A 26,129-nucleotide genomic window follows, 5' to 3' on the forward strand; every position below is an offset into this window, starting at 1 on the left:
CGCCAACGAGTACCACCCCATGAGACGTGCGGCCCCTCCGGGCGCCGTCAGCGGATCTTGGCGCCGTACACGTGGTCGACCGTCATCACCATGAGCACCCTGCGGTCGGACACCATGACCGACCGGTACTCGTCCCAGTCGGGGTGCTCCCCCGCGGCGCGCCGGTAGTAGTCCACCAACGCCTCGACCTCGGGACCGTGAGGGTCGGTCCCCGGCCCGATGAGCGTGGCCCTGCCCTCGGCGGTGGCCCACGCCCACCCGTCCGGGCTGGTGACCTCCAGCGTGGCCCGCGGATCGCGGCGCAGGTTCGCCGTCTTGGCGCGTCCCTCGGTCATCGACACGTAGATGACATCGGCCTGCTGGTCGTAGTAGGGCATGACGGGGGAAAGCTGGGGGCGGCCGTCCGACTTGATCGTCGCGAGGACCCCGAGCCGGCTTCCCGCGAGCAGCGCACGCGGGTTGAACGATGTGTCGGTCATGTCCAAAGCCAAGTCGCGCCACCGTCCCCGCTATTCCAGCGACGCCTTCCCAGCCTGCGCAGAAGCAACGGCAGCCAACACTCCAAGGGACGCGTCACAGGCTGCGAGTCCCGTCGCCCAACCGACCGGCACCGGCGTGATCACGCGCGCCGTTCCTGCCATCCCTGCCCTGGCCGCGGTGCAGCGGCGGCCGGCCGTACCACCGCCCCATGATCGCGCCCCGGAGACGCGGAACCGCCCCGGCGGCCGAGCGGGAGCGCGGTCGCCGGGGCGGCGCTGATTCGCGGGGGCCGCCGTCAGTCGCGGCGGAGCTGGCGGTAGGTGACCCGGTGCGGCCGAGCGGCCTCGGCCCCGAGCCGCTCGATCTTGTTCTTCTCGTAGTCGGCGAAATTGCCCTCGAACCAGAACCAGCTCGACCCCTCTTCCCAGGCGAGGATGTGGGTCGCGATGCGGTCCAGGAACCACCGGTCGTGGGAGGTGATGACCGCGCAGCCCGGGAATTCGAGCAGCGCGTTCTCCAGGCTGGACAGCGTCTCGGTGTCGAGGTCGTTGGTGGGCTCGTCCAGCAGCAGCACGTTGCCGCCCTGCTTGAGGGTGAGCGCCAGGTTGAGCCGGTTCCGCTCGCCGCCCGACAGCACGCCCGCGGGCTTTTGCTGGTCGGGCCCCTTGAACCCGAAGGCGGCGATGTAGGCCCGCGACGGCATCTCGACGTGGCCGACCTTGATGTGGTCGAGCCCGTCGGAGACGACCTCCCAGACGTTCTTCTTCGGGTCGATGCCGGCCCGGGTCTGGTCCACATAGGAGATGCTGACGGTCTCGCCGACCGTGATGCTGCCCTTGTCGGGGGTGTCGTTCCCGGTGATCATCCGGAACAGCGTGGTCTTGCCGACGCCGTTCGGGCCGATGACGCCGACGATGCCGTTGCGCGGCAGCGTGAACGACAGATCCTCGATCAGCAGCCGGTCGCCGAAGCCCTTGGTCAGCCCCTCGGCGCTGATCACCGTGGTGCCCAGGCGCGGCCCCGGCGGGATCTGGATCTCCTCGAAGTCGAGCTTGCGGTGCTTGTCGGCCTCGGCCGCCATCTCCTCGTACCGCTGGAGACGGGCCTTGCTCTTGGTCTGGCGCGCCTTGGGGTTGGAGCGGACCCACTCCAGCTCCTCCTCCAGGCGCTTCTTGCGCTTGGCGTCCTTCTGCCCCTCGACCTTGAGCCGCGCGGCCTTCTTCTCCAGGTAGGTGGAGTAGTTGCCCTCGTACGCGTGGCAGCGCCCGCGGTCGAGCTCCAGGATCCACCCGGCCACGTTGTCGAGGAAGTAGCGGTCGTGGGTGACCGCCAGGACGGTGCCGGCGTACTTCTCCAGGTGCTGCTCCAGCCACTGCACGCTCTCGGCGTCGAGGTGGTTGGTCGGCTCGTCGAGCAGCAGCAGGTCGGGCGCCTCCAGCAGCAGCTTGCACAGCGCGACCCGGCGCCGCTCACCACCGGACAGCTTGGTCACGTCGGCGTCGCCCGGCGGGCAGCGCAGCGCGTCCATCGCCTGTTCGAGCTGACTGTCGAGATCCCACGCGTTGCGATGGTCAAGCTGCTCCTGCAGCCGCCCCATCTCCTCAAGCAGCTCATCGCTGTAGTCGGTGGCCATCTGCTCGGCGATCTGGTTGTACCGATCGAGCAGCGCCTTGGTCTCGGCCACGCCCATCTCGACGTTGCCGAGCACCGTCTTGGTCTCGTCGAGCGGGGGCTCCTGCTGGAGCATGCCCACCGTGAAGCCGGGCATCAGCCGGGCATCGCCGTTGGACGGCTGCTCCAGGCCCGCCATCATCCTCAGCAGCGTCGATTTGCCGGTGCCGTTCGGGCCGAGGACACCGATCTTGGCTCCGGGCAGGAACGACAACGTGACGTCGTCGAGCACCACCTTGTCGCCGTGCGCCTTGCGCACGCGCTGCAGCGTGTAGATGTACTCCGGCATACGGTCAAGCTTAGTGGCCCGAAGGCAGCGCTTCCGCTCGCTAGGGGCTTCCCCCCGAACAGATGCGAACCTCACCAATCCCAGCGAACACGCAGACACCCACCCGGCCCCGGCAGGGCACCATCCGAGCCCCCGGATGCGCCCATCGCAGGACATGACGGGCCCGGGACACACACGCCAACCCGCCCAAAGCCACCGCGCCACCCCGCACACACGGCACCCTCGGCCACCACGCCAGCCCACAACATCGCAGGCGGCCACCACCACGCCGCAGAGGGCACCCCTACCACGCCACACAGGGCACCCCTACCACGCCACACACGCCACACAGGGCACCCCTGCGCCACACCACACACCGCCCCCCCACCACGCACACACGGCACCACCACCACGCCACACACGGCACCGCCACCACGGCACCCCAGACCGCACATGGCCATCAGGTCACCGCGCACGAACAAGCGGGGCAGCGAGGAACCCCGCCCACGACGGGCCCGCGCGAGCTCTCAACCAGCCTCACCAGCCATTGACGAGCCCCTCCACGCACCCCCAACCAGCCATTGACCCAGCCCCTCAACGCGCCCCCAACCAGCCTTCGACGAGCCCCTCAACGCGCCCTCAGCCAGCCTTCGACGAGCCTCGACGAGCCCGCAGCCAAGCCCTCAATGGGCCCTCGACCGGCCAGCCCTCGACGAAACCAACCGGGTGGCCGGGCCTTCCCTAGGCCGGCTCGGGTTCCGTGGGTTGCTGGTTCTCGTCGGTCTCTCGGGGGCGGGGCGGGACGGTGGGGGGCAGGCAGATACGGTCGCGGCCCAGTTCCTTGGCCCGGTAGAGGGCCAGGTCGGCGGCGGTCAGCAGGTCGATCAGGTCGTCGCCGTGCACTCCGCTGATGGCGACGCCGACGGAGATGGTCACGCGCACCGACACCTCGTCGGCGGGGACGCTCATGCGGCTGATGTGCTGCCGCAGCCGCTCGGCGATCCGGCGGGCCTCCATGACGTCGGCGTGCGGGAGCAGGACGCAGAACTCCTCGCCGCCGAAGCGGCCGATCACGTCGTACTCGCGAAGCTGGCCGCGCAGCGTCGCGGCGATCCCGGCCAGCACCTGGTCGCCCACCAGGTGGCCGTGGCGGTCGTTGACCCGTTTGAAGTGGTCGATGTCGATGATCAGGACGGCGAGCCGCGCGCCGGTGCGCCGGGCGCGGACGATCTCGGTGTCGGCCTCGCGCTGCCAGGCGGCGGCGTTGAGCAGGCCGGTCTTCGGGTCGGTACGCGCGGCGGCCTGGAGCTGGGCGTGCAGCAGACTGCGCTGCAGCAGCACGACCGGCGGCAGCGCGAGCACCAGCAGGGCGAGGTTGAGCCCGCAGGCGATGGCCACGATCACGCCCAGGCACAGCTCCACGACGTCGAGCAGGGCGTTCTCGCGGTCCCACAGGACGTCGCGCCACCGGGTGTCGGCGTCGGCCAGGTAGGCCGCGACGCCGATCAGCGGGGTGTTCAGGACCGCGAACAGCAGCGCGCAGGCGACGGCCGCCCCGATCGGCTGCACCGCGCCCGCGCCCAGTTCGCCGGGGTCGGCAACCAGCGCGTGGAAGGCCACCGAGGCGGCCCCTCCGGCCAGCCCGAGGGCGGCCGAGCTGAACACCCTCCGATACAGCACGGTCTGCCTGACCCGTTTCTGCATCAGGATCTGCAACGGGATCGGCGCGAGCAGGGCGTACAGCGGCGGAAGCAGGAACGCCACGGGCAGCCACCACGCCGACAGCAGGTCTCGCGAGATGCCCGCCGGCATGCCGAGCCGCCTCGTCGCCTCGATGCACACCGCTCCACACGCCACGAGCGCGCCGAAGGTCAGCGCGTCGCCCGCCCGGATCGGGGTCGAGACGGCGAACCAGCCGAGCCCCGCCACGTACAGCGCCACGATCGCGATGATGTAGGCCAGCAGAGCCCTCGGCTGCGCCAGCAGGGGCCACCGACCTGTCAGCGCCTTCGAACCGCCACGAGGCTTGACCGAGACGTGACTCGCCGCCGCCATGTCATTCCCCCTCCCTGACTCACGATGTGTAACACAATAGTTGCGGAGTGTGCGATGTGCGATGCAAACCGCTACCTTGGGCGAGGAAGCCGGTTATTTTTGCACTGGCCGCGAACGATGCGACCGCTCACGGCCCGTACGATCCGCACCGGAAAGGAGCCGCCATGACACGGGGTGTGACCTGGACCTGACAAAGCGCCCAGGCACCTGAGTCGGAACAGACCATCGGCCGGTTCTCCCGAGGCTCGCGGGACCGCGCGGACCTACCTCCGCCACTGCGCCCCGCCCGCCCCGAGCAGACGACGCCCGCCACCCCGGACGACCACACTTTCGCCGCCCCGGCGTCAGGCCATCCCGGCGCCGCGCCACCTCGGTGTACGCCCTTGCGGCGTGTCACCCCTGGCACTACGCCGCTCCGGCGTACGCCGCCTGGGGCTACGCCGTCGTGGCGCCATGCCCCGGTCAGGACGACGCTCCACCGACCGGACGCCGCCACCGGACGACGCCGACCGGGACGACGCGACAACGCCGACCCGGGCGACGCTCCACCCGCGGACAGGCGCGACTCCGCCGACCCGGACGACGCCCCAGCCGCGGACAGGCGCGACTCCGCCGACCCGGACGACGCCCACCGCACGCGGGGCGCCTCGGACGACGATCCGCCGACCCGGAGGACGCCCGCTCCCGGCGAGAACCGTGGCCGCACCGCTCCCGGCGAGGCCGGCACGGCCGGTGCCCCCTCCCCGCTTCCGCTCGCGCCGCTCCCTGCGGCGGCCCCGCCGGACCGAAGTGTTTTCTGATCACAAGTTGCGTTGGAAGCTCCTGGCCAGGCGCACCAGGTTGGGCTGCACGTATACCCGCTCACCGGTGCGTAAACCAAAGGTGATGTCCTCCAGGATCGCGCACCGGGCGTAGAACACGGCCCGCTCCCGCTCGGAGTCGCACCATCGCCCGCCGTAACAGGCCAATGTGCGCTCGAAGACCTCCGGTCCCAGATCGCGCAGAATCAGCCCGAAATCGTGCGCGGGATCGGTCACCGCCGCGTCCGTCCAGTCGATGACCCCGGTGATCGCGTTCGCGGCGACATCGACGAGCAGGTGCTCGCTGCCCAGGTCGTTGTGCGTGAAAACAACCTCCCCGGCCTCGGCGGGCGGAGTGCGCCCCAGGAAGTCCTCGACGGCCCGCCACACCTCCGCCGGCACCTCATCACGAACCCCGCCCTCACCCCCCACGATCTCCCGGAAGTCCCGCTCGGCGTCACGCAGCCACTCGTCCATCGGATACCGGTCGATCGGGGCGAGCGGCTCCATCTCGGCCGGGGGCGCCGCGTGCAGCCCGGTCAGGAACTCCCCCAGTTGCGCCGCCAGCCGTACGGGCTCGGCCACGGGGTTGCGCTGCAACGGCACCCCGGGCAGCCTGCGGTATGCCAGCGCACCCCGCTCCGGATCGGCGAACACCACCTCGGGCACCGGCAGCGACGACAACTCCCCCACGACGGCCAGCAGCCGAGCCTCCCGCTCCACCTGCTCGGCCCGCAGCTCCGGGTCCTCCTCCTTCGCAACCCGGACGATCAGCTCACCGTCCACCTCGTACACCGCGTTGTCCAGACCCTCGCCGGCCCGCACCACCGAGGCGCCCCCATGCCCCGGAAGATGCCGCCCCACCAGCGCCTCGATCTCAGCCTCCACGCCCGCACCCTACCTCCGCACGGCGGCCGGAGCCCGAGCCCTCGCACCCACGCGTGGACCTGCTACGGCGCGGTCCTCACCGGTCGGCGCCCGACTCCAGGGCGACGGCCGGGCCCGACGGTCATGCTGGACCCATCCGTGACCCGTTCCGGGAAAGGAGCACCGTTGACCCGCTCCACCGGTGGAGAGCCCGGCTCGTCACCCTCCGGCTCATGCAGAGCCGGTGCTGCTCACAGCGAGGGCCCCGCTGACGGCCACGCTGACGGCCATGGCCCTGCTCACGGCGATGGCGCGTTGAGGCGGCCGACCACACGCGTGAGCAGCGAGCCCCCACCGCACCTGCTTTTGATCACCCGGCAGGGTGAGGCCGAGCGAAAGGGCCAGGACCGACCGCAAGGGCCGGCATGCCTGGGCAAGCACGGCGCACGCCGACAGCACAGCGCAGGCCACCCGGGTGCGGCTGGGGCCGAGCGTCCCGGTAGAGCCGGGCGGACGCCAGCAGTCCCCGACAGGCCCGGCAGGCCGGCAGGCCGGCAGGCCCGGCAGGCCCGGCAGGCCCGGCAGGCCCGGCAGGCCCGGCAGGCCCGGCCAGGCGAGGACGGGGCGGCCCTCGCCAAGCGAACCCGTGCGGGCTGGGACAGGCAGGCGTCGACAACGAACCCAAGCGCGCACCCGATGGGCAGACCCAAGCAGACCCGCGACAGGGCTGGCCTGGGCAGGCCGGAACAGGTCCGGCAAACTGGCCCAGACGAGCCTCCGGGCGCACCCAAGCGGGCCTCGCCAGGCAGCCCCCGGGAGTGTCCGGGCAACGGTGGATCTTGCGCCCGACGGGACGGGGGTGGATGCCGCAACTTGCGGAAACGCGACGCCCTCCGGCCGCCTCCTCCCGAAGGGTGACACACCCCGGGCGCGGTGTGGGCCCGCCCCTCTGGAGTGCGTCAGGCGCCGCTGAAGGAGGTCAGGCTGCCTGGGGGGTTTCGGTGGAGGGCTCCTGGGCGGGCTTGGGGGTGCGGCGGCGCCACCTTCCTGTGGGCTCGGACGCCTCGGTGGGGGCGGGTTCGGTGGGGGCGGGTTCGGTGGACGACGGGGCCGTGGGGGCTGGTGCTGCCTGGGGAGTGGGGGGCGCCGACGGGGCGGGGGGTGTGGAGGGGGCCGGGGCTCGGAAGGTCGCCGTGGCGTCGGGGTCGTGGAGGGGGGTCGGCGGTGGGGTGGGCGTGGGCGGCGAGGTGGACGGTGCCGCCGGTGGGAGTTGTGGGGTGGTGGGGGGCGCTTGGAGGGCGGGGGCTGGGGGGAGGGCGGGGGTGGCTGTGGGGGTGGGGGTGGGGGATGTGGTGGGGAAGGCCCAGTCTTCGGTGGCGGTGTCGAGGGCGGTGCGGGCGTCGTCGTCCAGGGGGGCGGGGGTGGCGCCGCGTGGGGGACGGTGGAAGGTGGCGATGCCCCAGCGCAGGTCGTGGCCTAGGGAGTTGGCCTCGACCTCGGGTATGAAGCGGCGTTCGCCCTCCTTGCCGAACTCGCGGATGCGCAGGCGGCCCTGGACGACGACCGGGTGGCCGACCTGGACCGAGCGGGCCACGTGGTCGCCCAGGCCGCGCCAGCAGCGGATCGTGAAGAAGGTCTTGTCGGCGTCGCGCCACTCCTGGGCCTTGCGGTCGTAGTAGCGGCTGTTGGTCGCGACGCGCAGGGAGGTCACGCGGGTACCGTCGGTGAGGGTGTGCTGGCGCGGCTCGGCCGCCACGGTGCCGATGAGGGTTACGTAGATGTCGTTCATTGCGGTGTGCCTCTCAGGTGGCGGGCTCGGGTTGCCCGCCGCTTGGGGGACACACTGCCGGGAGGTGGGGTGAGCACGCGGGAGCGAGCGGGGTTCTGGGGATGGCGGATGCCCAGAACCCGGCCGGCCGCTCCGGCTGTGGACAACTCAGGAGCGCAGTGCTCGCAGGGCGGTGTAGAACTCGTGGTGCTTGGCGAGTTCGCGTTCCACCGGCTCGATCACCATCGACTCGGCCACCGCGCTCACCCTGCGGCGCATGTCTCTCTCCAGGCGGTCGCGCTCGTTGCCCGCCCCCAGCACCACGAAGTTGCGGCTCGCGACCGCCGACAGCAGGCCGAGGCCGAGCACCGAGAACATCATCAGGCCGACCCAGGGCAGCGACTCCACCTCGCCGAAGACGCTCAGGCCGTCGGGCAGCTCGCCCACGCCCAGCACGCCGTACAGCAGGGTGGTGCCCATCCAGGCCACGCCCGCCACGAACAGGACCACCAGGAGGTACTGCCAGATCTTCAGCAGCCGCCAGGACGCCGGGACGCGGTCGAGGCGGGGGGCGGCCTGTGACAGCTCCTCCGACAGCACGCGCGGCAGGTCGGCGGCGCGGGACCGGGCGGCCTGCTTGACGGCGTTGCGCCAGGTGTCGTGCATGCCCGCCGACAGGCCGTCGGCCAGGGCCTGGATCGCGTTGTCCACCTCGGCGGGCTGGGCCTGCACCGCGCCCGCCGTCAGGTCGCGGATCTCCTGGCGCAGGTCGCCCAGGCGCAGGCTCTTGAGCGGGTCGCCGCGCAGCCTGCTGGCCCAGCGCGCGTAGGGCCAGCCGACGTAGTCGGCCGACCGCGCGCCGTAGATGTTCTCCATCGCCTCCCCCAGCGCGGGGACGCCGACCGCGTCGCACAGCGCGTCGGTGAGGCCGACGCGGCGGGCGGCGTCCACCGTCGCCGGTACGGTCAGCGCGTCGCCCGGCGGCATCATCGCCCCCAGGTGGCGGGCCGCCCGCTCCACGTCGGCTTCGAGACGCTGGATCGCGGCCCTGCGCTTGGAGACCGCGTGCGCGAGCACGGCCTTGAGGCCGTCCGCGCCCCCCGGCGTGATCGCCGATGTGGCCACCACGGTGGGGCTCGCGACGCCCTCGCGCTTGAGCAGGGCCGTCAGGTCGGCCATGCACTCGGCCAGTTCCTCGCGGGTGAGCCTGTCGGCCTGGTTGAGCGCGAACACCGTCACCGCGTCGTGCCCGGCCAGCTCGGCGACGTACTTGGTGTGCATGGCCGCGTCGGCGTACTTCTGCGGGTCCAGCACCCACACCACCAGGTCGGCGACCTTGATCAGGCGGTCGGCCTCGCGGTCGGTGAGCGCGCGGATGGAGTCGTGGTCGGGCAGGTCGAGCAGGATCAGGCCGTGGAGCTGGCTGTCGCCCTTGTCCAGGGCGCTGGCCCGCGCGAAGCGGTGGCGCCACTGGATCTGCAGCCAGTCGAGCAGCGGGCCCGCGCCCTCCAGGCCCCACACGCACGCGTGCGTACGCGCGGTGGTCGGCCGCCGTACGCCCGTCGGCGACAGCTCCAGCCCCGACACCGCGTTGAACAGGGACGACTTGCCGCTGCCGGTGCCGCCCGCGAGCGCCACCACCGTGTGGTCGGAGGAGAGCTTGAGCCGGTCACCCGCGCGCGAGAGCAGTTGCCCCGACTCCTTCAGCAGGGTGGGGTTGACCCGGCCGGGGCCCAGCTCGACCACCCGCGACAGGGCCGCCAGCCGGGTGCCGAGACCCGTGCGGGGCTGCGTGGCCGGCGGGGTGATCGACACGCTCATCGGGCGACCTCCAGGTTGTACGTCGCCTGGTAGAGCCGGGCCGCGGCGGCTTCGTCAGGGATGCCGGCTCCGTCCAGCACCTGCGCGTATCTCATCGTCTCCTCATCGAACAGCATGCCGATCCTGGCCCGTAGGTCGTTGCGCGCCTTGACGCTGATGCTGCGCAGCGACTCGGCGCCGAGCAGGGCGCGCAGCAGCCGCTGCGGCATCGGGCTCTCGCGTCCGTCGGTCTCCGCCGTGCCGTAGCCGAGCAGCCCGACCGTGAAGATCAGGGCTAAGGACTCCTCGTCGAAGGACACCACCTTGGCCACCGACCGCTTGGTCACGCCCTCCTTGCGCATCAGCTCCACGAGGTGGTCCTGCCAGGCGGCGATCGTACGCCCGGTCCTGCGCACCATCTCCTCCGAGACGTGCCCGAGCCCCGGGGTCTCGGCGAGCTTGTCGCCCGGCCGGCCGCGACGCGTCCAGCGCTCCACGACCTCCTCCGCCGCCCGCTGGGCCGCGGTCACGATCAGCGACTCCAGGCCCGAGCGCAGCGCGGACTTCAGCGCCCGCTGCCGCTCCGGCGCCTGCTTGGACGCCCGCCCGCCGAACCTCATCGGCCGCCTCAGGTGCAGGGTGCGCATGATGTCGCCGGAGCCGGCGAAGTCCTGCCAGCGGGCGAACACCTCCCCGCGCATCAGCGAGCCGTTCCTGGTCACCTCGTCGATCGTGGCCAGCGCGCCGGTGTACGCAGTCTCGACGTCCGAGCGCAGCTCCCCGCGCAGGGCGACCTGCGCCTCCATGTGCCGGGCCAGCTTGGGCACGCGGGTGCGGAAGCTGTCCAGCACCCCGGCCAGCGTCTCGCGTACGGCCTTGTCGCGCCGCTCCTCGTCCACCGACAGCTCGGTGAGCCACTCGCGCAGGTCGGCGATCTGGTCGTCGGGCAGGCGCCCGTCACGCGCGTCGCACTCGTCGATGACGAACCGCTGCACCTCGCCGAGCCCGTACTCGGTCAGCATGCGCACGAAGTGCTTGACCACGACGTCGCGTGATCGCGGCGGCACGCGGGAGAGCACGATCGCCATCTTCGCGCCGCGTTCCTTGGCCATGCGCAGCAGCCGCCAGGCGGGGGCGTCGGCGTAGCGGGCCGCGGTCGTGACGAAGATCCACATGTCGGCGGCGTCCAGCATCCGGTGCGCCATGTCGTGGTGGCTCTCCACGACCGAGTCGATGTCGGGGCTGTCCAGCAGCGCGATCCCCTGCGGAAGCAGCTCGCTCTGGGTCACCACCAGGCTGTCGGGACGGGTGTCGCGCCCGGCCGCCCGCACCCGGCGCAGGCCGCCGAGCATGCCTCCCGGCGCGAACCAGGGGGTGTCTCCGGGGTGGCAGGCCAGCACCGGCGTGCCCGTGGTCGGGCGGCGTACGCCCGTCGCGCTCACCTTCGCCCCGGCCAGCGTGTTGACCAGCGTGGACTTGCCCGCGCCGGTGGACCCCGCGATCACGACCAGCGCGGGGCCCGCGCTCATCCGCACCCGCGGGATCACGTAGTCGTCGAGCTGCGCCAGGATCTCGTCCCTGGCCTTGCCCGCCTCCTCCGCGCCTGGCGCGTCCAGGCCGAAGCGCAGGCCGGCCACGCTCTCCTTTAGCGCGGCCAGCGCCGCCGTCAGCGCCTGCGCGGCGGCGTCGGGCATCGGGACCTCGCGTACGCCGCCGGCGGCGAAGAGCCCGCCGGACTTCTTCTTGGGGGTGGCGGAGAACGGCGAGAACGCGTCGAAACGCGCCGGTTCGGGGTCCGGTTCCGTTTCGGCTTCGGGTTCGGGCTCCGGGTCCGGCTGGGGTTCCGCTTCTGCTTCTGATTCTGCTTCTGGGGCGGGCTCCGCGTCGGGGGCTGCGGGGGCGTCGGGGTCGGGCTCCTCGGCGGCGGGCTGGGGGGATGGGGGCTCGGCTTCGGAGCCGGGCACGGCTTCCGCTTCCGCATCCGCGTCGGGTTCCGGCTCCGCGTCCGCTTCCGCGTCGGGTTCCGCTTCCGCGTCCGGTTCCGGTTCCGTGTCCGGTTCCGTGTCTGCTTCCGGTTCCGTGTCTGCTTCCGGTTCCGTGTCTGCTTCCGGTTCCGGGACGGCCTCGGGGGTTTCGGCGGCCTCGGCGGCTAACCCCTCTTCGGGGGGCAGGGCCGGGGTGGGGTCGGGGTCGGGCCGGGCCTCGGCGGGCGGGCCGTCCTCGTCGTCGCGTATCGGCCGGAAGCTGATCGTCTGCTCTCCGGGCGACTCGGGGTGCTCCTCCGGCTGGGCGACGGGCGCGTCCTCGCCTCCGGCGTCTTCGAGCCGCCCCGTCGGCCTGTTGGCAGCAGACTTCACGGAACCCGCTCCGCTCGCACCATCTCGACCTCCTGGCCGACCTTCACGACGTCGCCGACGAGCACGATCGCCGGTGGCCGGATGCCGGCCGCCGACACGCGCTCAGCCACCGTGGACAGCGTGGCGTACACCGCCCGCTGCGTCGGAAGAGTACCGTCCTGTACCACCATTACGGGAGTTTCCGGCGAACGTCCGTCTCTCTGCAGCGCGTCGGCGATCTGAGCGATGCGCTCGACGGCCATCATGAGCACCAGGGTCCCCTGCGAGCGCGCCAGTGCGGGCCAGTCGACGGTGGACTCGGGGTGGCCGGGCGGCACGTGCACCGAGATCACGTGAAACTCCTGGCTGATCCCCCGGTGGGTCACCGGTACGCCCGCCGCCGCGGGCACCGCGACGGGGCTCGTGATGCCGGGCACGACCGTGACCGGGATGCCGGCGCGGGCGCAGGCGAGCATCTCCTCGCCGCCGCGGCCGAAGACGAAGGGGTCGCCGCCCTTGAGCCGGACCACGAACTTTCCGGCCCTTGCATGCTCCACGATCAGGTCGTTGATCTTCTCCTGGGCGAGGTAGCGGCCGTACGGGATCTTGGCCGCGTCGATCAGCTCCACGTCCGGCGGCAGCTCGTCGAGCAGCGCGCGGGGCGCGAGCCGGTCGGCGATGACCACGTCGGCCTGGGCGAGGAGCTGGCGCCCGCGTACGGTGATCAGGGCGGGGTCGCCGGGGCCGCCGCCGACCAGGGCCACGCCCACCGGCTTGGTGCGGTTGCGCCGCGCGTCCACGGTGCCGTCGCGCAGCGCGTCCACCACCGCGTCCCTGATGCCCGCGGCCCGGCGCGGGTCGCCCCCGGCCGTGATCGCGACGGTTATCTCGTCCACCTTGCCGGAGGCGGGGGTCCAGGCGGCCGAGGACTCCTTGTCGTCGGCGCGGACGCACCAGATGCGCTTGGCCTCGGCCTCCGCGGCGATGGCGGTGTTGGCGGCGCGGTCGTCGGTGCACGCCTGGACGAGCCAGGCGCCGTCGCAGTCGCCGACCTCGTAGCGCCGGGCCTCCCAGGTGATCCGGCCCGCCGCGATGAGATCGTCGAGGGCGGGCGTGACGCTGGGCGACACCAGCGTGATCTTCGCGCCGGCGTCGAGCAGGGCGGGCACGCGCCGCTGGGCGACCCGCCCGCCGCCCACGACGAGCACCCGCCGCCCGGAGAGGCGCAGACCGAGCAGGTAGGGGGACATGGCGGCCGATCTCCCGTTCACGAGACTTTGCACGTTGTGAGGTAAACCTACCGGCTTGGACCGGCGGATTTGCTGCGGGCGTGTTAACGACCGTCAAGCCACGGCTGTTAACACCGGGAACCTGCGTCACAGCAGGGGTCAGCGGCCGTCCAGCAGTGGCTGCCGGGGGTCCCAGGCGGGCCCGCCCGCGGCGTCCTTGCGCCGCCGCGCCATCGCCGACAGCGCTTCGAGCACGACCCGGTTGCCGAGGAAGGCGGTGACGTCGGCGTGGTCGTACGGCGGCGCCACCTCGACGATCTCCATGCCCACGACCGGCAGCTCGTAGCAGACGCGGCGTACGGAGTCGAGAAGTTCGCGGGCGGTGAGCCCGCCCGGCTCGGGCGTGCCGGTGCCCGGGGCGTGGCCGGGGTCGCACACGTCGATGTCCACCGACAGGAACACGCCCTCGCACTCGTCGGTGGCGATGGCGAACGCCTCGGTCAGGCACTCGTCCAGGCCGCGCGCCACGATCTCGGTCATCTCGTACGAGCGCATGCCGCGCTCGGCCATCCACGCCAGGGTCTCGGGCTCCGGCCAGTAGCCGCGCAGCCCGATCTGCAGGAACCTGTCGCCCCGGATCGCGCCCGACTCGTCGAGCCTGCGCATCGGCAGGCCGTGCCCGTACAGGTGGCCGAACTGGACGTTGCCGGTGTCGGCGTGCGCGTCGAAGTGGATCATCGACACGCGGCCCCGGCCGCGCGCGGTGGCCACGCCGCGGGCGTCGGGGAGCGCGATGGTGTGGTCGCCGCCGAGCACGATCGGGATCGAGCCGGTGCCGGCGATGCGGCGCACGGCCTCCTCGATGGCCGCGATCGAGCCCTCGATGTCGCCGGAGTAGCACTCCACGTCGCCGGCGTCGAGCACGCGCAGGTCGCGCAGGGCGTCCACGCGCATGGCCAGGCTGGGGCGCGAGCCGTTGTGCGGCAGGTAGCACGCCTGGCGCAGGGCGGAGGGGCCGAACCTGGCCCCCGCCCGGTGCGACGTGCCCCCGTCGAACGGGGCACCGATGATCACCACGTCGGCGTCGGCGTACGTGCCGGGGTCGGTGACGTCGCACCGGTCCACGCCGAGGAAGGTGACATCGGGCCCGAACATCGCCCCGTACCTGGCCACCTTGGGTCCTTCCTTCCGCTACTCGCTCACGCGTCCTTCTCCGTCACTCCGGCGGAGTCGAAGGTGGCGACATCGTGCATGACGCGTACGGCGGCGCAGACCAGGGGGTGGGCGAGCAGGCCGCCGGTGCCCTCGCCGAGCCGGAGCTCCAGATCGACGAGCGGGCGCAGGCCGAGGTACTCCAGCGCCGCCGCGTGGCCCGGCTCGGCCGAGCGGTGCCCGGCGACGCAGTGGTCCACCGCCGCGGGCGCGAGCGCCGCGGCGGCCAGCGCGGCCGAGCCGGCGATCACGCCGTCGAGCAGCACCGGGACCCGGGCCGCCGCGCCGCCGAGGATGAACCCGGCGATGGCGGCGTGCTCCAGGCCGCCCACCCCGCCGAGCGCCGCGAGCGGGGCGGCGGCGTGGCCGGGGCGCAGCCCGTTGGCGTCGAGCGCCCGCCGGATCACCTCGATCTTGCGGGCGTAGGTCTCGTCGTCCACGCCGGTGCCGCGGCCGGTGACCTCCGCCGGGTCGTGGCCGGTAAACGCGGCGACGAGCGCGGCCGAGGCGGTGGTGTTGGCGATGCCCATGTCGCCGGTGATCAGGCACCGGGCGCCCTCGGCGACGAGCCGCCGGGCGACCGAGATGCCGGCCTCCAGCGCGGCGACGGTCTGCTCGGGGGTCATCGCCGGGCCTGCGGACAGGTCGGCGGTGCCGTACGCGACCTTGTGGTGCACCAGGCCGGGCGCGTGCGGCAGATCGGCGGCCACGCCGACGTCCACCACCGTGACCGAGGCGCCCACCTGCGCCGCGAACGCGTTGGCGACCGCGCCGCCGGCCACGAAGTTGGCCACCATCTGCTGGGTGACCTCCTGCGGCCACGGCGTGACGCCCTGGGCGTGCACGCCGTGGTCGGCGGCGAAGATGGCCAGCGCGGCGGGCTCGGGCATCGGCGGCGGGCTGCAGCCGGCCGCGCCCGCCAGGCGCACCGCGACATCCTCCAGGGCGCCGAGCGCGCCGCGCGGCTTGGTGAGACGGTCCTGGTGTGCGCGCGCCTCCGTCACCGCGGCGGGGTCCGCGGGCTCGATGGCGGCGATCGTCTCGTAGAGCAGGCTCAGGTCCACGCCGTGATCCGTTCGTCAGACGGGCATGACACCTGCCAGTGTGCCGTGCGCCGGGGTTCGGTGTACCGGGGAGGGGTGACGTCGCGGCCCGGGGCCGTGATCGCGACCGCGGGGACGGTTGTGCGGGGGGGACGGGGTGTCAGAGGGCGGCGGTGGCCAGGGCCTCCTCGTAGCGGTCGATGACCACGTCGGCGAGGGCCTCGCAGTCGCCGATCACGTCGGCCGAGCGGATGTCCATCTCCGGGTGGCCCGCGGCGTACGCGAGCGCCTGCGCCCACACGCGTTCGAGCTGCCCGCCGGAGAACAGCAGGTAGGGCAGCACGATGACCCTGCGGGCGCCCAGGCGGCGGCAGCGCTCCAGGCCGCCCGCCACGCCCGGCGGGGTGAGCGAGACGAACGCGGTCTCGACGGTCATGTAGTCGTAGGCGTGGGTCTCCCAGAACAGCCGGGAGACGCGGTGCACCTCGGCGTTGGCCGCCGGGTCGGTGGAGCCGTCGCCGACCAGCACGATGGCGGTCTCGGACGGGGTGGTCTGGGCGGGCTCGTCGATGTGCGACCCGTGGGAGGCCACCAGGCGCAGCCGGGGGATGTCGGCGGCGGCGTCGGCGAGCCGCTCGGCGAGCAGGGAGAGCACGCGGGGGTCGGGGCCGAGGGGACGGCCGTAGTCGTACATGAGGGTGGGGTGACGCTGTTGCTCCAGCGCCATCACGTCGGGGATCGCGCTCATGGCGTGCTGGCCGTTGAGCGCCAGGGAGAGGGCGACCAGGCGGTGGTGCCCACGGGCCACCAGGGAGGCGACCGAGTCGCTCAGCCTCGGACGGGCCTTGTCGAGGTATCCGCCGGACACGTCGGTGACCTTCTGATCAAGCCGGCAGCGCAGCCGGTGCACGAACCTGCCGAATTCGGCTGCACCGCTGTCATCGCCTCGGCCGTGCCCTATGAGCAACAGCGGCGGCTTCATGCAGATATCTCCAGTTGGTTGAAAAGCCTTGACCTGCGACTACGCAGACAAGACGGGGAGGATATCGGAAAAAGGGCGGCCATGGACAGGTAACGGCAAGGCAACGATACGGCTGTGACAAGAGCGTTTTGTGAGGTGTTGTCAACGCCGTGCGGGGGCCGCGCGTCCTATGAGAAGCCCTTCGCCGGCCTTGTCCCCCTCTGGGGGCCCGGCAGGGTCAGCGACGGGTGCCGTGGACCACGAAGACGGGGTCGGCGGCGGCGAGATGGTGGGTCCCGTCGGGGCCCGCGCCGAGCCGCGCCGCCTGGATCTGGACGCCCTCGGCGCGGTAGCCGTGCTCCCGCATGATCGCCAGTACGGCGGGCACCCGCTCGACCGCGCGCAGCTCGCACACCAGCGTGGCCGGGCCCCGGGCGGCGCAGGCGGCCACGACGTCGGGGCCGCCGCCGCCGACGTACACGCTGTCGGGGTCGGGCAGGGGCTCCAGGGCGGGCGGCGCCTGGCCACGGGCCAGCGCGACCTTGACGCCGCGCGCGATCACGTTGCGCCGGATGGCCTCGCAGCGTGCCTTGTCGCGTTCCACCGCGACGACGGCCGCGCCGAAGCGGGCGCACTCCACGGCCACCGCGCCCTCTCCCGCGCCCACGTCCCACACCAGGTCGCCCAGCCTGGGGCCCAGCTTGGCCAGCACGAAGGCGAGCGCGGGCTCCTCGGCGGCGCCCGCGCCCGGCCCCGGGGTCACCGCCCACGCGCCGGGCCCGGGGCGGGCGCCGGCCAGCCAGCCGCCGTCGGGGCTGCGGTGGTGCGGGTCGAGGACGAGCACCAGGTCGGGGTCCTTCCAGGGACGGGTGGTGGCCTCGCCCATGCGGCTGTGCGTGACCCGCTCGTCGGGGCCGCCCAGGTCCTCGAAGACGATCAGCGAGCGCGGCGTGGTGGGGGCCAGCTCGCGGGCGATCTCGGCCGGCCCGACCTCCGGGGTCACGAAGACCGCGACCTTGGGGTGCGCCCGGCACACGTTGGCCGCCCGGCGCAGCTCCCGCGTGCACACCACCAGGGCGTCCTCCCAGGGCAGCCCGGCGCGGGCGAACGCGCGCGAGACCAGCGACGTGCCCGGGATCACCTCGGGCGCCAGGCCGTGCCCGCGCAGGTCGCGCACCGAGCCGAAGAAGCCGGGATCGCCCTCGGCGACCACCACCACCGGCCCCTCACCGTGTTCGAGGTGCTGGTCCACCGCGTCCAGCAGCTCCCCGCGCTCGCTCCCGGCGGCCCAGGGCCCGTCGGCGGGGATCGCGGCGACCTTCGCGCCCTCGGGCGGACGCACCCGCCGCACGATCCGCTCGGGCCCCGCCACCAGCGCGGCGGCGTCCAGCCGCGCCCGCGCGACCGCCGGCAGCTCCGACCCGTCGAACCCGATCACTGTGATCATCACCGCTCACCGCCCTCGATACCAAGGGTGCCGGGAACCGAGCCGTCCGACCAGCTCACAAACCGGGTTGAACTGGGTTCCCCACCGATCGCCCCCGGCCCGAGGCCAAGACCGGCCCACCAGGACGAGCCCGAACGCCCTCCAGAGGAGCGCACGGACCGGCGGGAGCGCGGCCCGTGGGGACGGGGGCCAGTGGAGACGGGGCCGGTGGGAGCGGAGGGCGGCGGGGACGGGGGCCGGTGGGAGCGGAGGGCGGCGGGGACGAGGGTCGGTGGGGACGGGGGCCGGTGGGGGCGGGAGTGTGGGGGCGGGTCAGGGGTCGGTGGGGAGGCGGCTGTAGACGGCCATGTCGGTGCGGGTGCCGGAGGGGAGGAGGGAGGCGTTGCGGAGGAGGCCCTCGCGGGTGAAGCCGGCGCGTTCGGCGGTGCGCTGGGAGGCGGTGTTGTCGCGGGCGGCCCAGAGGCCCACGTGCGACAGGCCGCGGGCGAAGGCGTGGGCGGCCATGGCGCGGGCGGCCTCGGCGGCGTAGCCGTTTCGGCGGGCCCATGGAGCGGTCCAGTAGCCGCAGTAGGCGAAGCCGTTGTCCCGGTCGGCGGCGAACAGGGAGACCGCGCCGGACAGGCGGCCGGTGGCCTTGGCGACGATCGCGCATTGGGCGCCGGTCTCGGGGTTCTGGTGGGCCAGGCGGACGCAGAAGTCCCAGGCGCGTTCGGGGGTGAAGTCGCGCGACCACTTCATCCAGCGCCGGATCTCCGGGTCCTGGGCGGCGGCCAGGAGGTCGTCGGCGTCGGCGGCCTCGAAGGGGCGCAGCAGGAGGCGCGGGGTCTCCAGGCGGATGGGGCCGAGCCTGGGCCCGGACGGCGGGGGGTCGGCGAGGTCGTCGCGGAGCAGGCCGAAGACGACGAGGTCGCGGGGGCCGTCGTCCTCCTGCCCGGCGGATCGCAGCACGCCCTCGCGGACGAAGCCGGCCTTCTCGGCGACGCGGAGCGAGGCGGCGTTGTCCAGGTTGGCGCGCAGTTCGATGCGGCGTATGCCGTAGTCGGCGAAGACCCGCCCGGCCAGGGCGGTGACGGCCTCGGGGGCGTAGCCGCGACCACGGTGGACGGGGTGCACGCCGTAGCCGACCTCGGTGACGCCGATCCCCCACTGGGTCTTGAACAGGCTGATCGCTCCTACTATGCGGGCCTCGGCCTCCGTGGCGAGCTCCATGGCGAGGTGGATGCCCTGGCCCGAGCGCTGGAGTTCGTGCACGCCGTACCGGAGCCACTGCCGCACGCCGGAGACGTGGCCCGGGGCGCCGGGCGGCAGGAACCTGTGCCCGGCCTCGACCACGCCGGTGATCCGCTGGGCGTCCTGGGGGCCGAACGGGCGCAGCACCAGCCGGCGGGTACGGATCGTGAGCTGCGCGTCAAAACCGTTCATGACCCCCACCTTCATCATTTACCCCGCTTTACTGTGATTTTTCGGTGCACCACACCCCAGCGCACCGAGGATCAGCCCGCAACCCCCGAACCGCCATGTTTGCCGTGAAAGCCCCGGGTAGGACGGTGAGTCCGGACATGGCACCGGTGAAAGGGGGCACCATGGAACGCGGTAGTGCGAAGCATGGCGCGCGCCTGGACGACCAGCAGAAACACGAGACCGAGGGTATGGTCCGCGGTGCCGGCGCGACCCACGCCGAGGAGTGGAAGCAGCCCGAGCCGACGCACGCGGCCGGCGAGGAGGGCCTCGCCCCGCCCGCGCGTCCCCCGGGCCACGAGCCTGGCGCACCGCACGGCATCACGCCGGCCGACGTGGAGCGGCGCAGCAACCTGGCCAAATGGCTCAGCGACGCCGAGTTCCCCGCCGACCGCGAGGAGCTGATCACCCACGCGGAGGAGGTCGGGGCGCCCGACCCGGTGATCGAGGCCGTCAACGCGCTGCCCGACCTGCAGTTCGCCAACATCTCCGAGGTCGCGCAGGCCCTCGGCCTGGGTGTGGAGGCCGAGCGCTGGTGACCGGCGCCGGCCGGACGCCGGTTGATTGACGACGGGAGCTGACAACGCGATGAGACTGGACGCGATCAGGCCGCTCTACGAGCAGGGCGAAGGCCCCTTCGCATCGGTCTACCTGGACACGAGCCGGGCCGATGAGAGCGGCGCGGCCGAGGTGGAGCTGCGCTGGCGGCGGCTGCGCGAGCAGTTGCTCGACGCGGGGGCCGACGCGGAGACGCTCGACGCCATCGGCAGGCTGGTCACCTCGCCGGCCGAGGCGGCGCCGGGCCGTGCGGTCTTCGCCACCGGGGGCCGGGTCGTGTACGACGAGCCGCTGCCCCATCCGCCGCGCCGGGAGATCGCCCGCTGGTCGCCGCTGCCGCACGTGATGCCGCTGCTGGCCCAGCGCGGCGAGAGCGTGCCGCACCTGCGGGTGCTGGCCGACCACACCGGCGCGGAGGTCGTCGTGGTGGGCGCGGGCGCGCCCCGGCGTACGGCGGTGGGGTCCGAGGACTGGCCGATGCAGAAGACCGGGCAGGGCGGCTGGTCGCAGAAGAGGTACGAGCGCGGGGTCGAGGAGACCTGGGAGCGCAACGCGATAGCGGTGGCCGAGACGGTGGACAAGGAGGCGCGCCGGGTCGGAGCGGAGCTGGTCGTGGTGGCCGGGGAGCCCGCGTCGCGGGCGCTGGTGTGCGAGCACCTGGACGCGTACTCGGCCGACCGGGTGGTGATGGCCGAGCACGGCAAGCGGGCCCAGGGCGCCGCGCGGGAGCCGTTCGAACGCGACGCCGAGGAGGCCGTGGACGACTGGGTGGCGCACCGGCGCGAGGAGCTGATCGAGCACTACGGCGAGGGCCCGTCGGCCACCGGGCTCCAGGAGACCGTGCGCGCGCTGCGCAACGGCCAGGTGGACACGCTGCTGCTGGCCGACGACCCGCACGCCGACGGCGTGATGTGGATCGGTCCAGAGGGCGGGCAGCTCGCCGTGGACCGCGCCGAGCTGGTCGAGTGGGGCGTGCCCGAGCCCAGGCGCGAGCGCGCCGACGCCGCGCTGGCCCGCGCGGTGGCGACCACGGACGCCGAGCTGTGGTTCGTGGCCCGCGAGTCGCTGGGCACCGACGTGGCGGCGCTGCTGCGGTACTGACCGCGTCCCCGCTCAGGACGCGATGATCACCTCCAGGGTCCTCGGGCCGTGCACGCCCTCGACCCGGTTCAGCTCGATGTCGCTGGTCGCGGACGGACCCGCGATCCAGGTCTGCGGCGCGGCCGGGTCGAGCCGGGCCACGGCCTCGGGGACGATCGCGACGATCTGCGCGGCCCGGACCACGCACAGGTGGTAGTCGGGCACCAGGGTGAGCGCCCTGCGGCCCTGGCCGGGCCCGGAGTCGAGCACGATGGTGCCGGTCTCGGCGACGGCCACCGCGCAGGCGGTGAGCACGCCGTCCACGCGGTCCAGCTCGTCCGCGCGCAGCGGCGGGTCGTCCCGGACGATCTCCCGCCCCGCCGCCGCGGCGCGGCGCCACTCCTCGGGCAGGCCGCCGGGCACGACCAGGCGGGCCGCGCCGCGCCGGTCCAGGGCCGCGGCGACGGCGCCGGGGACCTCGGCCTCGGGCACCACGTGAACCTGGGCCCGGTAGTCGTCCAGACGCTCGGCGAGCAGGCTCACCAGGTCCGTGCCGGGCGCGGCGGTGCGGTAGCCGCGCGGGATCTCCACCTCGGGCGCGCCGCGCACCGCCGCCCGGACGCGGGCCAGGATCAGGTCCCTTGAGGATCTGGTCGGCGGGATCATCGGCGAGGTCATCGGCGGCCTCCGTCGGTCTTGTCCCACCAGTCGCGGAACGACGTCGCGGGGATGTCGGGCAGATCGCGGGTGTCGGTCCAGGCGGCCAGCGGGCCGGGGAGCCGGCGCGGCACGAGCCTGCGGAAGCGGCTGCCGAGCCGCTGGGCGCGCGCGAGCCGTTCCGGCCGGTCGAACACCCAGCCGGCCGCGCGCATCCCGGCGCGTTCTGCGCGGGCGTGCCGGGCCTTGGCCCGCAGGTGGACCAGCACCTCGGGGATGTCGATGGCGACCGGGCAGGCGTCGAAGCACGCGCCGCACAGGCTGGACGCGTACGGCAGGGACCGGTCCAGCTCCGAGCCGAGGCCGCGGAGCTGCGGGGTGAGGATCGCGCCGATCGGCCCCGGGTATACCGACCCGTACGCGTGCCCGCCCGCGCGCTCGTAGACGGGGCAGACGTTCAGGCAGGCCGAGCACCGGATGCAGCGCAGCGCCTGCCGCCCCACCTCGTCGGCCAGCACCCGCGTACGCCCGTTGTCCAGCAGCACGAGGTGGAACTCCTGGCCGTCCACCGCGCCGGTCCACATGGAGGTGTAGGGGTTCATCCGCTCGCCGGTGGAGCTGCGCGGCAGGAGCTGCAGGAACACCTCCAGGTCGCGCCACGTCGGCAGCAGCTTCTCGATGCCGACCACGCTGATCAGCGTCTCGGGGAGGGTCAGGCACATGCGGCCGTTGCCCTCCGACTCCAGCACGACCAGGGTGCCGGTCTCGGCGATCATGAAGTTGGCGCCGGAGATCGCCACCTTGGTGGACAGGAAGCGCTCGCGCAGGTGCAGCCGGGCGGCCTCGGCGAGGGCGCGCGGCTCGTCGGTCAGCCGCTCGGGGGCGGGCCTGCCCCACTCGGCCATCTTGCTCAGGAAGATCTCCCGGATCTCCGCCCGGTTGCGGTGGATCGCGGGCACCAGGATGTGCGAGGGCAGGTCGTCGCCGAGCTGCACGATCAGCTCGGCCAGGTCGGTCTCGTACGCCGTGATGCCGCGCGCCGCCAGGTGCTCGTTGAGGCCGATCTCCTGGGTGGCCATCGACTTGACCTTCACCACGGAGGTCTCGCCGGTGGCCCGGACCAGGTCGGTGACGATCCGGTTGGCCTCGGCGGCGTCGGCCGCCCAGTGCACGTGCCCGCCCGCCCTGGTCACCGCCTCTTCGAGCTGGAGCAAGTACGTGTCCAGGTTGCGCAGCGTGTGGTCCTTGATCGCCTTGCCGGCGGCGCGCAGCTCGGCCCAGTCGGGCAGCTCGCCCACCACGGCGGCCCGCTTGCCCCGGATGGTGTGGGTGGCCTTGCGGAGGTTGTAGCGGAGCTGGGAGTTCTGCACGGCGCGGGTGGCGTTCCGGGGGAACGCGGGCATCCCCACGAAGGTTCGGCTCACTTGTCGGCCTCCGTCCGGGCCAGGATCTCGGCGAGGTGCATCACGCGTACGCCGGTGCGCTGGCGCTTGAGCGTGCCCCCGATGTGCATCAGGCAGGAGTTGTCGGCGGCGCACAGCACCTCGGCCCCGGTGTCCATGACGTTGCGGACCTTGTCGGCGCACATGGCCGAGGAGATCGCCGGGTTCTTCACCGCGAAGGTGCCGCCGAAGCCGCAGCACTCGTCGGCGGCGGGGAGCGGCACGAGCTCCAGGCCGCGTACCTGCTCCAGCAGCTTGGTGGGCTTGTCGCCGACGCGGAGGCCGCGCAACGAGTGACACGTAGGGTGATATGTCACCCGGTGGGGGAAATATGCGCCTACGTCGGTGACCTCCAGCACGTCCACCAGGAACTCCGACAGGTCGTACACCTTCGGCACGGTCAGCGTCACGCCCGCCGCCCTGGCCAGTCTCGGGTACTGCTCGCGCACCATCGACGCGCACGACCCCGACGGCGCGACGACGGCGTCGTACCCGGCGAACACCTCGCCGAAGTGCCGGGCCAGCTTCACGCCCTCGGCCTGGTAGCCGGTGTTGACGTGCATCTGGCCGCAGCAGGTCTGCGCGGCCGGGAACTCCACCTCGCAGCCGAGCCGGCGCAGCAGCGACACCACCGCGCGCCCGGTGCCGGGGAACAGCGTGTCGTTGACACACGTGATGAACAGGGCGACCCGCACCGCAAGTCCCCTTTCGCAGAATTCAGGGTGGTTCATGTGGTCTGACCACAGTATGGTCGGACCATATGGGAACACAAGACACCGGGTGGCGGCCGGTGCGCCGCGCCCGCACGTTCGAGGACGTGCTCGCCCAGATCGAGCGGCGCATCGTCGAGGACGGGCTCACCCCCGGCGACCGCCTTCCGGGCGAGCGCCACCTGGCCGAGCAGCTCCAGGTCAGCCGCTCCTCCGTACGCGAGGCGCTGCGGGTGCTGGAGACGCTGGGCGTGGTGTCCTCGCAGGCCGGGCGGGGTCCCGACGCGGGCGCGATCCTCACCGCCCGCCCCGACAGCACGCTCACCGACCTGCTCCGGCTGCACCTCGGGCTGTCCAGCCTGTCCATGCGCGAGGTCGTGCAGACCCGGATGATGATCGAGCAGTGGTCGGCGGCCCGCGCCGCCGCGTCCCGTACCGAGGAGTCGCTGGAGCGCCTGCGGGCCGACCTGGCCGCCATGGACGCGGCGGAGTCGGTGGCGGAGTTCGTCCGGCACGACGCGAGCTTCCACCTCGGGATCGCCGAGCTGGCGGGCAACCGGCTGATCGCGGCCACCATGCGCGCGCTGCGCGCCGCCGTCGAGGGCTACGCGATCGAGGCGGTGACCCGCCTGGGCGACACCGCGGGCCTGATGGCCGACCACCGCCGCATCTACGAGGCCATCGCGGCCGGCGACGGCGACGCGGCCGTGGCCGCGGTCACCGGCCACCTCACCCGCACCTACCCCGACGCGACCTGACGGCCCGCGACTCGCTGATCACTGTGAACATGAGCACTGTGAGCACTGTGATCACTGGCCGTCCGCGACCCGGCAGGAGGCGCCCGAGCACTGCGACAGCGCCCGCATCTGCGACCGCAGCCGGTCGAGGAACTCCGGCGGCGCCTCGGAGACGATGTTCCTGAGCTGGTGGGGGTCGGCGGTGAGGTCGAAGAGCTGCTGCTCCCCCGTGGAGTACTCGACGTAGGTGTGGCTGGTCGTGCGCAGCGCCGTGTACGGCGGGACCGGCGAGGCCCGGGTCGGCACCCAGCCGCCCGGCCGGTAGAACTCCACCAGCACGCCGGTGCGCCACCGATCCGGCGTGCGGCCCGCCAGCAGCGGCACCAGCGAGCGCCCCTCCACGAATCCCGGGGTCGCCACCCCGGCCAGGTCGGTGAAGGTCGGCCCGAGGTCCACGCTCGCGGCCAGCCCCGGCACCCGCGACCCGGGGCGCACGCCGGGGCCGCGCACGATCAGCGGCACCTTGATGCTCTCCTCGTACGGCGAGGTCTTGCCCCGGGTCAGCCGGTGCTGGCCCAGGTGGAACCCGTTATCGGAGGTGAAGAAGATGTAGGTGTCCTGCAGCCGCCCGGAGGCCCGCAGCGCCTCCACCAGGGCGCCGACCATGTCGTCCACGCCCAGCATGGCGCGCAGCCGCTCCTGGTACAGCTCGTCGATGTCCTCCGCCGCGCGCTCGCCGATCCGCGGCAGCGAACGCAGCCACAGCGGCTCGCGGGTCACGTCGGGCTGGTCGAAGGACGGCGGGCGCGGCGCCTGCGCGTCCTCGAACGCGTCCTCGTGCCGGGGCGCCGGGTTGGCCGGGCGGTGCGGCGCGATGGGCGCGAGGTAGAGGAAGAACGGCGACCGGCCCTTCACGAACGCCTGCGCCTTGGCCGACAGCACGTCGGCGAGGTAGTCCTCCGGCTCCGACCCGTACTCGCGCAGGGTGCCGTTCTCGTTGAGCGTGTAGTCGAACTCCTGGTACAGCCGCCGTACCGGGACGTACCACTCGTCCCATCCGGGCGGCACGTACGTCTTCGGCACGGCTTCGCCGGGGAAGTGGTTGAGGTACTTGCCCATCAGCGCCGTGCGGTAGCCGGACGCCTGCATCCAGGAGCCGATGGTGGAACGTTCCAGGCCCTGCTCGTAGAAGCGCACGAACCCGCCCTCGGGGCCGGTGTTGGTGAGCACCTGGTGGCTGTGGACGTACTGGGAGCGCAGGATCGTGCTGCGCGAGGGGCAGCACCAGGGGTTGGTGACGAAGTAGCGGTCGAAGGTGGCGCCCTGGCGTACGAGCTGCGCGTGGATGTTCGGAAACGCGCGCAGATCCATGTCGTCGAGGTCGTCGGCGAGGATCAGTACGATGTTGGGGCGCACCGGCCCGCCCGCCATGGCCGGCGCCGCGCGCAGCGGCAGCGCGCCGGGGTCACCGGCGCCCAGCGGCTGCGCGGCCCCGGCAAGCAGGAGCATGGCCAGTCCCACGAGCCAGCAGGCGATCCTCTTCACAGGTC

Annotated in this window: 20 protein-coding genes; 3 read left to right on the forward strand and 17 right to left on the reverse strand. The window is 73.0% G+C overall.

Translation table 11 applies throughout. The features are described from left to right. Positions 1-47: 47 nt before the first annotated feature. From HNP84_RS29745 to HNP84_RS29805, 13 genes are all read right to left on the reverse strand, one after another. The gene (locus tag HNP84_RS29745) at positions 48-479 is read right to left on the reverse strand and encodes a PPOX class F420-dependent oxidoreductase (protein WP_185053250.1); all 432 of its coding nucleotides are present in this window, start codon (positions 477-479) and stop codon (positions 48-50) included. Between the two features lie 296 nt (positions 480-775). Next, the gene (ettA, locus tag HNP84_RS29750; protein ID WP_185053251.1) at positions 776-2,440 is read right to left on the reverse strand and encodes an energy-dependent translational throttle protein EttA; all 1,665 of its coding nucleotides are present in this window, start codon (positions 2,438-2,440) and stop codon (positions 776-778) included. Between the two features lie 720 nt (positions 2,441-3,160). Continuing rightward, positions 3,161-4,474, reverse strand: coding sequence for a GGDEF domain-containing protein (locus tag HNP84_RS29755; protein ID WP_185053252.1), 1,314 nt, complete (start codon positions 4,472-4,474; stop codon positions 3,161-3,163). Between the two features lie 800 nt (positions 4,475-5,274). Continuing rightward, positions 5,275-6,162 carry a phosphotransferase family protein gene (locus HNP84_RS29760; RefSeq protein ID WP_185053253.1) on the reverse strand — a complete coding sequence of 296 codons (888 nt, stop codon included), beginning with the start codon at positions 6,160-6,162 and terminating at the stop codon, positions 5,275-5,277. A gap of 958 nt (positions 6,163-7,120) precedes the next feature. After that, positions 7,121-7,930, reverse strand: coding sequence for a single-stranded DNA-binding protein (locus HNP84_RS55335; RefSeq protein ID WP_185053254.1), 810 nt, complete (start codon positions 7,928-7,930; stop codon positions 7,121-7,123). A 147-nt stretch (positions 7,931-8,077) separates the two neighbouring features. Continuing rightward, a complete protein-coding gene (locus tag HNP84_RS29770) occupies positions 8,078-9,730 on the reverse strand; it encodes a GTPase (RefSeq protein WP_185053255.1) in 1,653 nt (550 codons plus the stop codon). Further along, entirely contained in the window at positions 9,727-12,066 is a 2,340-nt protein-coding gene (locus HNP84_RS29775) for a GTPase family protein (RefSeq protein WP_312925982.1), read from the reverse strand. The genes HNP84_RS29770 and HNP84_RS29775 overlap by 4 nt, the downstream gene beginning before the upstream one ends. Beyond that, on the reverse strand, positions 12,063-13,295 hold the full coding sequence (gene cobA, locus HNP84_RS29780; protein ID WP_185053460.1) for a uroporphyrinogen-III C-methyltransferase: 1,233 nt from the start codon (positions 13,293-13,295) through the stop codon (positions 12,063-12,065). The genes HNP84_RS29775 and cobA overlap by 4 nt, the downstream gene beginning before the upstream one ends. 138 nt (positions 13,296-13,433) lie before the next feature. After that, positions 13,434-14,447: an agmatinase gene (gene speB / locus HNP84_RS29785; protein WP_185053256.1), complete on the reverse strand. Its 1,014-nt coding sequence runs from the start codon at positions 14,445-14,447 to the stop codon at positions 13,434-13,436. A gap of 26 nt (positions 14,448-14,473) precedes the next feature. Continuing rightward, complete coding sequence (gene cobT / locus HNP84_RS29790; protein ID WP_185053461.1) at positions 14,474-15,544, reverse strand: nicotinate-nucleotide--dimethylbenzimidazole phosphoribosyltransferase; 1,071 nt, start codon at positions 15,542-15,544, stop codon at positions 14,474-14,476. Positions 15,545-15,689: 145 nt separating this feature from the next. Continuing rightward, positions 15,690-16,511 carry a sirohydrochlorin chelatase gene (locus tag HNP84_RS29795; RefSeq protein WP_185053257.1) on the reverse strand — a complete coding sequence of 274 codons (822 nt, stop codon included), beginning with the start codon at positions 16,509-16,511 and terminating at the stop codon, positions 15,690-15,692. A gap of 217 nt (positions 16,512-16,728) precedes the next feature. After that, the gene (gene cbiE, locus HNP84_RS29800) at positions 16,729-17,937 is read right to left on the reverse strand and encodes a precorrin-6y C5,15-methyltransferase (decarboxylating) subunit CbiE (protein WP_185053258.1); all 1,209 of its coding nucleotides are present in this window, start codon (positions 17,935-17,937) and stop codon (positions 16,729-16,731) included. 312 nt (positions 17,938-18,249) lie between these two features. After that, complete coding sequence (locus tag HNP84_RS29805; protein ID WP_185053259.1) at positions 18,250-19,359, reverse strand: GNAT family N-acetyltransferase; 1,110 nt, start codon at positions 19,357-19,359, stop codon at positions 18,250-18,252. Positions 19,360-19,520: 161 nt separating this feature from the next. On the opposite strand from HNP84_RS29805, the gene HNP84_RS29810 reads away from it, so the two are divergent. Next, a complete protein-coding gene (locus tag HNP84_RS29810) occupies positions 19,521-19,934 on the forward strand; it encodes a DUF2795 domain-containing protein (RefSeq protein WP_185053260.1) in 414 nt (137 codons plus the stop codon). 49 nt (positions 19,935-19,983) lie between these two features. After that, the gene (locus tag HNP84_RS29815; RefSeq protein WP_185053261.1) at positions 19,984-21,054 is read left to right on the forward strand and encodes a baeRF2 domain-containing protein; all 1,071 of its coding nucleotides are present in this window, start codon (positions 19,984-19,986) and stop codon (positions 21,052-21,054) included. A gap of 12 nt (positions 21,055-21,066) precedes the next feature. On the opposite strand, the gene HNP84_RS29820 is transcribed toward HNP84_RS29815, so the two are convergent. Genes HNP84_RS29820 through HNP84_RS29830 form a run of 3 tightly spaced genes read right to left on the reverse strand, consistent with a single transcriptional unit; the run spans position 21,067 to position 23,827 of the window. Beyond that, positions 21,067-21,711, reverse strand: a complete 645-nt coding sequence (locus tag HNP84_RS29820) for a LutC/YkgG family protein (protein ID WP_185053262.1) — start codon at positions 21,709-21,711, stop codon at positions 21,067-21,069. Further along, positions 21,708-23,114: a lactate utilization protein B gene (locus HNP84_RS29825; protein ID WP_185053263.1), complete on the reverse strand. Its 1,407-nt coding sequence runs from the start codon at positions 23,112-23,114 to the stop codon at positions 21,708-21,710. Before HNP84_RS29825 ends, HNP84_RS29820 begins: the two co-directional genes overlap by 4 nt. Next, entirely contained in the window at positions 23,111-23,827 is a 717-nt protein-coding gene (locus HNP84_RS29830; protein ID WP_185053264.1) for a (Fe-S)-binding protein, read from the reverse strand. The genes HNP84_RS29825 and HNP84_RS29830 overlap by 4 nt, the downstream gene beginning before the upstream one ends. Before the next feature lie 65 nt (positions 23,828-23,892). Between HNP84_RS29830 and HNP84_RS29835 the strand changes: the two genes are divergently transcribed. Beyond that, positions 23,893-24,600 (forward strand): FadR/GntR family transcriptional regulator, encoded by a 708-nt coding sequence (locus tag HNP84_RS29835; RefSeq protein WP_185053265.1) that lies wholly within the window; start codon positions 23,893-23,895, stop codon positions 24,598-24,600. 51 nt (positions 24,601-24,651) lie between these two features. Here the strand turns inward: HNP84_RS29835 and HNP84_RS29840 are convergent, their stop codons facing one another. Further along, a complete protein-coding gene (locus HNP84_RS29840) occupies positions 24,652-26,088 on the reverse strand; it encodes a sulfatase family protein (RefSeq protein ID WP_185053266.1) in 1,437 nt (478 codons plus the stop codon). Positions 26,089-26,129: the final 41 nt, after the last annotated feature.

It is taken from the genome of Thermocatellispora tengchongensis (assembly GCF_014202315.1).
In the GTDB taxonomy this organism is placed as follows: Bacteria; Actinomycetota; Actinomycetes; order Streptosporangiales; family Streptosporangiaceae; genus Thermocatellispora; species Thermocatellispora tengchongensis.